The organism is Rheinheimera metallidurans (genome assembly GCF_036983985.1).
GTDB classification, from domain to species: Bacteria; Pseudomonadota; Gammaproteobacteria; order Enterobacterales; family Alteromonadaceae; genus Alishewanella; species Alishewanella metallidurans.
In genome coordinates this window covers 956,188-968,354 of sequence record NZ_JALAHQ010000001.1, presented here as the reverse complement: position 1 = coordinate 968,354, position 12,167 = coordinate 956,188, and the positions used below count along the sequence as shown (strand labels likewise).

The following is a 12,167-nucleotide window of genomic DNA, read 5'->3' as shown; positions in this document are numbered from 1 at the left end:
GCGTTAACCCACTTTACGTTCGGTTTGCCACGCTTGGCTATTAAGACAAAGTTGCGGCCAACGGCTGTGCATTCTGAGTAAAAATGGTGATGTGGGCCAACCGCCTTTACGCTTTAATACCGTTAACTGCAGGCCTTGTGGGTGTGCGGTCAGCTTGATACTTAAATTAACGGGTAAACTTAAACCAAGGTGTGGTCGCCTAAATATAACTAAGCTAGCCTGTCCGTGCTCGGCAGCAAGCTGCAAACGCCTAGCCTGTGCCAGTTTAATAGGCGTTTGCCACAACAACACCGCACTAGCACAACCACTTTGTAAGCATTGCTCTGCCGCCCATAACGCCTCTTTATTATTTTTTGGTGAAATAATCACTAACTGAGCAAGGTTAATGCCTGCTGCAGCCAACATATCGGCACTGGGCTGGGCTAGCGGTGAAATAAGTACTAACAAGCGCGCGGAATGCTGTTGCTGTTGTTGCAAATAAGGTAGCAGCAAACGCAACTCACCAATGCCGAAAGCGGTTTGAATATCTATTAGCCCAGTTGCCGGAAAACCGCCCGCCAGTTGTTGGTCTAACTCGGCATAGCCAGTTGCAACCGCTTGATAAGCCGTTTGTTGGTTGTTACCGCGCCACAACAGTTGACGCCGTGTTAACTGCTCTAATAAAGCCGACATTGCCGCCTCGCCGCCAAGCTATACTGTATATTGATACAGTATAATCCGTGTTAACCAGGATGCAAGTGCCTTGTTAGGCTTGACGCTGTAATAGTGTTAGCACTTCAAAATGATTGCTGTGGGCAAACATGTCAAACAGCTGAACTTTTAATAACTTATACCCCGTAAGCAACGTGAGATCGTCGGCTAAGGTTTTTGCATTACAGCTAGAATACAGTAACCATGCCGGGGCTAAACGGGTTATGTCCTGACATAGCTGCTGGCCAAGGCCACGTCGTGGCGGATTAACGACCATTAAATCCGGCGCTTGGGCTACTGAATGTGCAAAAGCTGCTGAATCAAGAGCTTGAAACTGCATATCAACAAAACCTAGCTCAGTAGCTGAGCGACTAGCGCAAGCTATAGCCGCTGGCGCAATTTCAATGCCTATCAAGCGTTGTTTTGGCGTGGCAACATGCAAACCAAAACCACCAACGCCACAAAATAAATCCCAAATAGTGTTAAAGCTACCCTGTTGCTGCTGTAACTCTGTGGCCCAGTTCGCCGCCGTTTGATATAAACATGCCGCCATTACCGGCTGTGTTTGAAAAAAGCTCTGCGGCTGTAAATATAACGGAATGTGGTTTAAACGTTCGGCTAATAGGTGTTGCTCGGTTAGTAAAATTTCAGTGTCACCCTCTAATACCGCTGCCGGTAGTGGCTGTAAATTAACTGAACAGAGCTCAAGTTCGGGTAACTGTTGCAATAACCAAGGTAAATGCTTTTGTATTGAGGCTAGACAATTTTTTGACCGCAACACAAAACGCAGCATAAAACGGCCGGTATGCAGGCTTTGGCTTAGCAAGATATATTTAAGCTCGCCACAGCGCGAACTAATATGATACGGCGTAAGCTTAGCGCGCGAAATAAAGGCCTTACACAAGGCAAACACCGGCACAAAACTGCTGGGATACAACGGACAATCAGCAAGATCGACAGTTTCACCTTGTGCATTAGTAATACCCAAGATCGGCTGCTCTGTTGTGCCTAGCACCACCATTTTTGCTTTATAGCGAAACGCCTGTTCACTACTCGGTACGGGGTCAAGTATTTTTTCGGCATTAAGCGGCGCAATTAACTGAGTTAATTCTTGTTGTTTATCGGCTAACTGTTGTGAATAGGGCTTATATAACCAGTGGCAAGACTGGCAGCGTTTGGCTTCAAAATGGTGACAATACATACAATGGCCTGATTATATTCAGCCGTTATTTTAACGCAGCTTTTTATAATCACGCAGCAAAAATTAACTTATTCTATCGATAAATACTGGCTGGCTACACCACCTAGGTTATCTACGACCCGCAGCTGAAACTGCCCCACCTCGCCTTGCCAAAATAGTGTTTCACCTGGTGCAACTGCACCCAGATAGCGATTATCAATAAACCAGTGCGCTTGAGTTACCGCACCATCAAAACTGGCTTGCAAAGCAATTTGTTGTTGTTCAGTTATTTTACCTAGCTGATAAGTAACATATTTTTGTGGCGAACGAATTTGTGGGCTCTGCTGTGACACTATAGGCTGGTTAATACAAGCCTGTTGATAAGCCGGTGGTTGTGCCAACACCACACCTGATAACTGATAGGCCTTAGCAATATCAGATGGCCAAAATTCAAATACCTTAAGCTGGGTTTTAGGTGGCTGGTGCCAACAAGCTCGCAAGCCTGTATTAGTAAATATTGGCACCGCACGATGTACATCAGACAACTTAATTGGCGACACTCCGGGTATAAACCAACCTAGTTGTGTTTGCGGACAATACTTATTTGGCAAGTCACCACTACGACTACACAGGGCAACCTGTTTAACATTCAATTTGCTTGAAGGGGTAAACAACCGCTGATTAAGCTCGGGCTGTTCGGGTAATAACGCCAGCAATTCAAATAATAATGGCCCGGCAGCACTGCGCCCCACTAAATTGGGATTACTGCTACCATCAAAGTTACCCAACCATACGGCGAGCACATAATCACCGCTTAAACCAATAGACCAGGCATCACGAAACGCATAGGAAGTACCTGTCTTCCAAGCAACAGGGGCACTTTCTGTTAACTGTTGCACTAAACTCGCCTGTGGTTTTGGCAGTTGTCGCAGCATATCTAGCGTTAAAAATGCAGCTTCAGGGCTTAAAAATTGCTGGCTTGTGGCCTGCGCTTTATGCTCGGCTTGCCAAGTTAGAGGTTGCCAGTTGCCAGAATTGCCCAGCATGGCGTAAAGCTGCACTAACTGCGCCATACTTATTTCCATACCGCCAAGCACTAAGGCTAAACCATAATAGTCCGCACTTTTGGCCAGTGGCACTCCCGCTTGTTTTAACCACTGGTAAAAATCAGGGTGGCTTAACCTTGCTTGTAGCTGCACCGCAGGTAAATTTCGACTATTAATTAGCGCATCAGTTGCGGTAATAGGCCCTGAAAACTGGCGGTCAAAGTTTTCGGGGTTAAAGCTGCCATAGCGCCGAGGTAAATCACTAAGTAAGCTTTGTGGATGAATAATGCCTTGTTGCAATGCTAACGCATAGACAAAGGGTTTTAATGCCGAGCCTGGCGAGCGTGCTGCCGTAACGCCATCGACCTGACCGAAAATCTCAGTGTTATCAAAGTCGGCCGAGCCTAGCCAAGCTTGCACTTGTAAGGTGCTTCGTTTTACCAATAATACACTGGCGTTAGTAAATCCCTTATCGCTATGACGGGTTAAATACGCCCTAACCTGACGCTGTATCCGTTGCTGTAAATCATGTTCAATACTGGTATAAAACCGGCCTTCAGTATGATGCTGAGCCAGCAGTTGGTTAATAAAATGTGGTGTGTTAAAAGGGATATCAGCGCGGGTAAAATAGCTTAGCGGTAAAGCTAAACGCTTGGTATTACTGCTACTTAGTGCTGTATTCTGTTTATGTTCTAGCCATAGGTTAATTAAACGCTGACGCGCTAGTTCAAGTTGTTGCTGACCTTGCTTACTTAGTGGGCTACGTAAATTGGGGTTTTGTGGAATGACACTCAGCGCTAAGGCTTCTGGTAAGGTTAGTCGTGATGCTTCTTTACCAAAGTAAATTAAGCTTGCGGCTTCTACTCCTTCAATATTACCGCCATAGGGCGCGTAATTAAAATAGGCCTCTAAAATATCATCTTTACTGTAGTGCCACTCTAAACATAACGCGTAAAACAGCTGTTGCAGTTTACCGCTAAAGTTAGAGGTGTTTAGCTGAAACCGTAACCTTGCTAACTGCATACTAATTGTTGACGCGCCTTGGCGACGGCCACTTTTAATAATGCTTTGCCAAAAGGCACGGCCTACCGCTAAAAAGTCGACACCAATATGCTGATAAAACTGGCGGTCTTCATACAACAAGGTGGCTTGTTGTAACTCAGGTGCAATATCACTAAGTGCTACCCGCAAACGATAACGCTCATCAGCAGCTAAGCGCAAGCTAAGCAACCGACCATTAGTGGCAAAATAGGCGCTCGCTTGTTGATAATGCGGATAGAGCTGGGGCTTAGGCGTTAGCAGTAACGCCAGTAACCCCGCTAGCAGTAATAGCACGGGTGCAATTAATAACGCTTGCACCCATTTACGCTTTAACATGGCCATACTGTTAATAACATCTAGTGTGCCGGGCTTACCACGAACCGCCCAGCGGCCGTATTCGCGTTGACAGAACGATCGTACATTGATTCTGCATGCACCGTTGGGATGACAAAATTACCGGCTGCGGTTACCTTTACTTGATAAGTCAGCTCGGTCATTTTCGGACCAAACGGCGCAAAGTAAACAATACGGTCTTCGCGAATATCAATATAATCGGCGCGCCAGCCATGTTGCTGCCTGGCAACTGAGCTGCGTACTACACTAAACCCAGCAGGCAGTAAGTCAATTACCGCGACGTTGTTATGCCAAGTATCAGTTAAACTGCGCACACGTAAGCGCACGGTTAATTCCTCGCCTTGTTTGGCCGTCGTTACTACCTTACCCTCTGCATTTAGGTAATCACGTACCACTTCTAACTGATTAGCTACCGCTTTAGTTGCGGGTTGCTTAGCAAAACCTGCTTCGTTTACGGCATAAAATAACTGCTGCTGGCTTTCAATGACGATCTGCTCAGCGGCAACATTAAAGGCCGCACTTGGCATCGCCGTTTTATTATCAGCTAGGGCTAGCTGACTTCGCTCACCTTTGCCATCTAACTGATAAAACGCTACCGATGCGTCATCAATATTAGGTTGTAATTTACTGTATGCCGCCAGCGCTAATACCGAATAGGCGGTAGATATCGTATTGTACTGGCCATCAAATACCGGCTGCAGCAGTTGCAAAATTTGCTTGCCATCTAAGGCTTTCGCCTTATCACTAAAGTGGTTTGCCAATAGATACACATACTGCGCGTCTAAACTCAGCTGCGACTGAAACTCAGGGTTAGCAAAGGGCGGCAACGGTGCAGCAATGCGCGCTAAATAATCGTGTTGCAAGGTTGATACCTTGCCTAACCGATAACTAGACAATAAGCCCTGAGCTAACTCAGGCTTTTGTAGCAACTGGTAACTGGCTGCCATATAAATAGCGGTAATATCACCTTGCCATGCCTGTTTATGCTGCTTTTCTAGGCGTTCATGTAACTCAACCAAATAGTTGGTAGTTACAACACCGCTGCTGGTTAGCAAATAAATAGCGTTAGCGCGTAACCTAGCCTGATATAAGTTGGCACCACTTAACCGCGCAACATTAAGCAAATACTCAAGCCCTTGCTGATACATATAATCTGGCACGGCTAAGCCTTGCTCACGGGCTTCTAGCAAGAAATGCATGACATAAATGCTAGGGAAATCAGCACTGGTGTAGCCTCCCGGCCAGAAGCTAAAGCCGCCATCACTTTGTTGCCGTTGCGCTAAGTTTTGTATCAGTACGGCAAATTTCTCATTAAGCTGCGGCCATTGTGCTTGATACGATGGTTGTTGCACTAAACCGATCCAAGGAAAAACTTGCGACACAACTTGCTCGGTGCAACCGTGCGGGTATTGCGCTAAATAATTGGTAAAGCCGTCAGCCAATACCAACGGGTTAGCCGACGCGATAACATTTAACTCAGCAAATTCGGGATATAAACCCATACGAGTATTTAGCTTTACCGGCCCGTTATTGGCATAACCCGCATGCAGTGTTGATTGATAATTGCTGGCAGGACGAATGCTTAAACTCACATTGCGATTAGCTTCTTCGAGTAGTTCATCCTCTTGATAGCGAGCACTAAAGCCAATACTAGCCTCGCCGGGCTGCTCACCCGCTTTTACGCGGAAATGCACACTTTTCTCGCTATTTTCGCTTATGTTTAATGTCTGTTTAATCTCGCCTATTGCCGTTAAATTAGCAGGCAAGTTTAACTGCACCGTAATAGCCGCATCTTTACCCGAGCCTTTAACACCATTGGCTACGGCAACACTAACCTCAAACTCATCACCTGGCGCAGCGCTGGTTAATACTTCAGGTGTTAACACAAAGGGGCCACGCACGCGTAAATCTTTACTGGTTGCCGCTAGCGCTTGTTCGCTTACCGCTACCGCCATTACTTTAAGGTTGCCGCTAAAGCTAGCCGGTACGCTTACTTGCGCGGTGTTAAGTTCAGTATCAGCTTTTACCTTACCTAACCAAAACACGCCTGGTTGCTCGGCTCTACGCGCAAAGGGGTTCAGGTTTTTATTTAGCATCATACCTGCCATCGCCATGCGTTCAGTGTCACCACCGATACCGGCGCGCTGGCGTTGTAAGGCATTAAATTCTGGCAATATAAGGTCAAGCATTTGCAAGCTACGTACTTGCAGTGCCCGTTTTTGCAGGTAATGCGACAGCGGATCCGGAAGCTTATAAGCCGCGACCTGCAAAATACCTTCATCTACACCGTAAAGCAGTAAATCGGCTGGGCGATCAGTTTTATAGCCGATAGTAAAGGTTTTACCTGGCCGCACTTCTTCTGGCACTACTAAGCTAATAGCTAATTGGCGCTTGCTACGGTCGATATTAAACGGCACCACAGCATAACTGAGTGGGCTAACAAACAGCGCATCAGAATCAACACCGCGAACAAAGCTAACGTTAATATAGGCATTACCTTCTATGCCCTCTGGTAAACGAATACGCTGTATGCTGCTGGTAGTGTCAGCAGTAAACCAGCTAAAACCATGTACCTTGTCACTTTCAATGCTAATTAAACCCGCACCGGTGTAAGGCGCGGTAATGTTAAGTTCTATCCAATCGCCAGCTTTATAATCACTTTTATCTAAACGCACACTTAGGGCGGCGTTTTTCTCAAGCATCGCGCTAATGTTACCTGCGCCAATTACGCTAAAAGCCACTTTACCCATTAGCTGTCCGTCTTGGCTTAGCTGCAATTCAAAATCACCGGCGTTGTCGGTGGGTAACTGATAAGGGGTGCCCACTGCGGCAATACTAAATGGCGTTTCAGATACGGTAATATCTTGCACTATGCTTTGATACTGATAAGTACCATCGTTTTGTTTTACTAAGCTAGACAGCGCGCGTTTTTCTACTAGCTTCAGGCTTAAGTTATCTAAGGTTATTTGCTGTAACGCATTATTAATGGCGATAAACGCTAAACTGCGGCTTTGTTGTTTTTTCAAATAACTTAGCTCACCATCACTTTTAACGCCGATAAGCGCACTTAGCGGTGATAACAAGGCGCTACTCATACTGCGCACACTTTTACCACCGCCACTTTCAAAGCCCTCGCTGGTTAGCATTAAGCGATAAGTACCGCCGCTGTATTGCTCTAACGGTAGGACAAAACTGGCTTTACCATCGGCATCGGTTTGCTGTTCGTCTAGGTCTTGTTTAATTCGCGTGGTTTTAATATTGTCGTCTTGTGGCGCAATAAAACGATACTCGGGATATTCAGTAAAGCTAAAGCTGGCAGGAATTAATTCAAACTTGGCGGTTACTCTGCGCTGCTGCGCCGGCGTACCAAACAGGTTATCTAGTTGTATATTTGCTTGTAAGTTTTCTGGCGCTAACCAGCCCTTACCGCTTTGGTTAAAGCTGCTGCTAATTTTCAGCGTGTCGGGTTGGAATTCTTCAACGGAAAAATCTACCGAACCCAAATATTGCTTAGCGTTACCTTTACTGTCTAACAAACTGATGCTGGCGTTATAGTTACCGGTGTCGGTGCTAGGCTCAGTGTCCAAACTAAAAGTGTGCATACCACGTTCAGTTAAGCTGAAATTCTGTTGCCAAAATGTGGTACCGCGCGGCCCCTGCACCTGTATTTTTAATGGCAGCTTTTGCTCGGCTAATGACAAGTCGTTATGGCGAATAATAGCCGCTAATTGCACCTGTTCACCCGGGCGATAAATGCCACGATCGCTAAACATATAGGCACTAAGCGCCTTGGCAGTTTGCTCATCTTGATAACGGCCATCGGTATTAAACTTAGAGTAATCAAGCTGGCGGCTGTATCTGTCATAAGGTATAAAGCTGCTGTCGCTAATGCCGGCTTGGTTGGCACTAACTAAATACACCACAGGTTCGCGCTCACGCTTAAGGCCGGTAGTTTTACCTAGCAGTAACGAGCCCTGTGCATCAGTTGTACCGCTAAGTACTGGCACGCCATTTTTACCCAGTAACTCAACCTTAGCATCGGCTACCGGTTTGCCATTGGCTACCGACATAACAAATACTTGTTGTGAGCTATCGGCATTGTGCTTAACCAATAAGCCCAAGTCGGTGACTAAGACCACGCGTTTATCTAACTGTGAGCCCTCATCCTCTGGGTGCTTAGGATCAAATTCAGACAACTGAATAACAAACATGCCCATGCCAGCTTTAGCTAAATAAGGTTTTAACTCTAAGGCTAAGTAATTAGCTTGTTTTGCATGGCTATTGGCTAAGCTAAAGGTTTTTTCAAACACACTACTAATGTTGGTTTCATCAAAGCCATAGCTATTAAAATAAGGCTGGCTGATATCACCACCGGTTTGGCTAATAAAATGATTAAGCTGATCCGGTAATAATTTAAATAGCTTTACCTTTACCCCTTTTACGCCACGGCTTAGCAACTGCAGCTTTTGCTCACCACTTAGCGTAAGCATGGCGCCTTCACCTACTACCCGCGCTTCTTTAGGATATTCTGGTGCTCTAATAACGTCGCGGTATTCATTAGCTAGCGTAAAATCGCTAACCGACCGTAACCCTTTAGGCACACTAACAAATACGCTGGCTCCTTCAGGCAAATCTAGCTTAATACTAAAGCCATTACTGTGCTGCTCTGGGGTTGGCATTAGCTCAAATTGCTGCAAATTGGCTTGTTGCAACACGGTACTATTTACTTCACCCACGGCCCAGTAATTTGAGTTACGCTTTGGGTGCTTAGGTAATACATATAACTTCAGTTTTTGTTGCAGTTCTTGCCGGCTAATACGATCGGTAAAACTAAGCAGCAGCATTTGCTCGGGCTCTAGCTCTGGCGTGCGAATAATGTCAGTGCGTATTTCATCCACTTTTAAAAAGCTGCTTTTATCAGGTACCAGTAGCTGCTCGCTTTGTTGCTCGGTGGTTTTGCCATCACCTTGCAACGCGGTAACCTTAGCGTTTAATAATACCGTTAAATATTGCTCACGTTCTGGCAAGGTTAACGGCACAGACTGCAGGTAAAACTCGCGGTTGGTTTTATCGGCAGTTAAGGTAAAGTCGAGGCTTTGCGCTTTACTAGTTTTATGGCTGTCACTGGTACGCATCAGCATCGATAATTGTTTTTTCACACTGTCAAGCAATACTGGGTGACTAAAGTTTAACGTGGCCACCACCTGACGCGTGCTCGGCTCGGTCGGGTGTTGATAAAAGCGCAAGCGATTAATTTCTGCCGTTAGCGGTTGGCTATCAATACGGTATTGCTGCTTGCTTAAATTAATATCGTTAGCAAAAATACTTTTATTCAGTGTTACCTGATATTGCTGTCCTGCTGGCCACGCTTGCTCGGGGGTAAAGCTCAAGCTGTTTTCATCTTGCCATAACCATTTACCGGCAATAGCGGGGCTAATAGTCACACCATCGGTTAACACCTCGCCAATTAAATCTAAACGCGCAGCTGACAGTGCCGTAACCGGCATAATTTGGCGGCTGCCTGTGTCGTAATCGTAGTCAAAGGTTAGCGTAACCGAAGTTGGTTGTTCCACATCGTCTTGATAATCGCCTAATTCAGGGCCGTGTACGCTCGCCACTACCTGCAACGGTTTAGGTAAATGCTGATAATAGTAATAACCACCTATTCCAACGCCTATCATGGTAATTAACAATACAAAGCCACCCCAAAACTTAATAGGTTGCTGTTTCGCCTGATAGTTAAGCCGCTGTAGCCAATGGGGTGCAGTCCAATTTACCGAACCAAAAACTTTATTAAGAAAAGACGCTGAACCAGGCATAAACTATCCTTGTATTGTCAAAATAGATGCTTTCTTATGATACTTTATTGTATTTCGCTAATTTGTTTAAACAACTTACCTTAACAACTTAGCCGCGCTGTAGCCGCAGCCAGTATAAACGGCAAATGTTAATCACTGATGAATTATAGCAGCTTTCAACCACAACTCTTCCTACTCAAATGCTTTAGATATATGAAAAGTAGAAAAAATTTGCGTAATCAACAACCACTTACTAGCTTTAATAAGGTCACAACTTAGAGAGAACGCCTATGTTCAGTTTTTCTTCAAATGCTGGCAATATCATCACAGCTATTAATACTACCCAAGCCGTTATTCAATTTTCGTTAGACGGTATTGTTCAATCCGTAAATGATAATTTTCTTACACTTTTAGGCTATAGCCGTAACGAGGTGGTGGGTAAACACCATAGTATATTTGTCGGCTCTAAGGATGCTAAAACTGATTCCTATAAATCATTTTGGCAGCAACTTCGTGCCGGCGTCTCAAGCACCGCCGAATTCAGACGCAAAACAAAAGCGGGCAATGATGTCTGGATCCATGCGACCTATACGCCAGTTGTAAAAAACGGCAAAGTTGAGCAAGTAATTAAATTTGCTACCGATATTACGCAGCAAGTACTGGCACGGGCAAATTTAGAATCACAAATACGCGCCATACATAAAGCCCAAGCCATTATCGAGTTTGAACTTGATGGCTCTATTATTGATGCTAATGAAAATTTTCTTCACCTAGTCGATTACCAACTGGCTGAAATTAAAGGCAAGCATCACCGAATTTTTGTTTCTGACACTGAAGCAAACAGTAATGCATATCAGCAATTTTGGCAAAAGTTGCGCGCTGGTGAATATCAAACTGCAGAGTACTTACGCCTTGGTAAACATAATAAAGAAGTGTGGATCCATGCTACATACAACCCGATAAAAACGCCTGATGGCAAGGTTATTAAAATTATTAAATTTGCCAATGACATTAGCGTAGAAGTACAGCAACGTGCTGAGTTTCGCTTACTGTCGATGGTAGCTAATGAAACCGATAATGCAGTCATTATTACTACCCCAAACCGCGAAATACAGTACGTAAACCGCGGCTTTTCTAAAATGACGGGTTACGATGCCGCTGAAATTATGGGTTGTAGCCCAAAAAACTTTTTGGTTGGCGCTAAAACCCATCCCGACACCACAAAGCGTATTACTGCTGAACTAAATGCACCGAATGCGTTTTATGATGAGGTTGAAATATATAGAAAAAATGGTTCGCCATTGTGGGTTTCTGTTACCAGCAACCCAGTATTTGATGCTAAGGGTAAACACCTTGGTTTTATTGCCATAATGGCCGATATTACTACCGTAAAAACCAATGCCTTAGACTTTGAAACTCGGCTTAGCACCATTAGTCAGTCACAATTGTTAGTAGAATGGGATAAAGCCGGTGTATTTATTCAAGCTAATAATTACCCCAGTAAAACATTAGGTTTTATGCAGCAGCGTTTTGAACAGGCGATCCCCAGCTGGACCACACTATTAACTGAACCACAAAAAGCCGCCTTACTGCAGGGTAAAACGGTAGATATCGATTTAAAGCTGAGTGTTGATAAACGAGATATTTGGTTTGGCACTACCCTTACCGCAGTAAAAGATGTGTATGATAACGTTAGTAAAATTATTATGTACGGTACTGATATTACCGAGCGTATTAGCGTAGTTAAGCAATCGGAAGTGGTGATGACTAAGCTATTAGAATCAGGCGCTAGTATTAATAATATTGTTTCAACCATTAATACTATTGCTGATCAAACTAACTTGTTGGCACTAAATGCCGCTATTGAAGCGGCCCGTGCTGGCGACGCCGGTAGAGGCTTTTCGGTAGTAGCTGATGAAGTACGTACCTTGGCATTGAAAGCGGGTCAGTCGGCTAGCGAAATTAACGCTGTGGTTAGCCAAAATCAAAGCTTACTAAAAAGCTTAGCCGCAACACTAAACACCTTAAATAGCCAACAACATTAACGCCAACAATAAA

5 protein-coding genes are annotated in these 12,167 nt (G+C 44.8%); 1 reads left to right on the top strand and 4 read right to left on the bottom strand.

The window, feature by feature from the left end; genetic code table 11:
• Window positions 1-3 precede the first annotated feature (3 nt).
• The 4 genes from imuA to MN199_RS04550 form a co-directional block, all read right to left on the bottom strand.
• Window positions 4-672, bottom strand: coding sequence for a translesion DNA synthesis-associated protein ImuA (imuA, locus tag MN199_RS04565; RefSeq protein ID WP_132582815.1), 669 nt, complete (start codon window positions 670-672; stop codon window positions 4-6).
• A 73-nt stretch (window positions 673-745) separates the two neighbouring features.
• Window positions 746-1,891 (bottom strand): 23S rRNA (uracil(747)-C(5))-methyltransferase RlmC, encoded by a 1,146-nt coding sequence (rlmC, locus tag MN199_RS04560; protein ID WP_335738557.1) that lies wholly within the window; start codon window positions 1,889-1,891, stop codon window positions 746-748.
• Window positions 1,892-1,959: 68 nt separating this feature from the next.
• Window positions 1,960-4,293 (bottom strand): penicillin-binding protein 1C, encoded by a 2,334-nt coding sequence (pbpC, locus tag MN199_RS04555; protein WP_335738556.1) that lies wholly within the window; start codon window positions 4,291-4,293, stop codon window positions 1,960-1,962.
• A 20-nt stretch (window positions 4,294-4,313) separates the two neighbouring features.
• Window positions 4,314-10,130 carry an MG2 domain-containing protein gene (locus MN199_RS04550; RefSeq protein ID WP_335738555.1) on the bottom strand — a complete coding sequence of 1,939 codons (5,817 nt, stop codon included), beginning with the start codon at window positions 10,128-10,130 and terminating at the stop codon, window positions 4,314-4,316.
• 269 nt (window positions 10,131-10,399) lie between these two features.
• Between MN199_RS04550 and MN199_RS04545 the strand changes: the two genes are divergently transcribed.
• Entirely contained in the window at window positions 10,400-12,154 is a 1,755-nt protein-coding gene (locus MN199_RS04545; protein ID WP_335738554.1) for a methyl-accepting chemotaxis protein, read from the top strand.
• The last annotated feature ends 13 nt before the right edge of the window (window positions 12,155-12,167 follow it).

Coding starts and splice junctions, on each gene's coding strand:
- imuA (WP_132582815.1), bottom strand. CDS start 672: ATGTCGGCTTTATTAGAGCAGTTAACACGGCGTCAACTGTTGTGGCGC.
- rlmC (WP_335738557.1), bottom strand. CDS start 1,891: ATGTATTGTCACCATTTTGAAGCCAAACGCTGCCAGTCTTGCCACTGG.
- pbpC (WP_335738556.1), bottom strand. CDS start 4,293: ATGTTAAAGCGTAAATGGGTGCAAGCGTTATTAATTGCACCCGTGCTA.
- MN199_RS04550 (WP_335738555.1), bottom strand. CDS start 10,130: ATGCCTGGTTCAGCGTCTTTTCTTAATAAAGTTTTTGGTTCGGTAAAT.
- MN199_RS04545 (WP_335738554.1), top strand. CDS start 10,400: ATGTTCAGTTTTTCTTCAAATGCTGGCAATATCATCACAGCTATTAAT.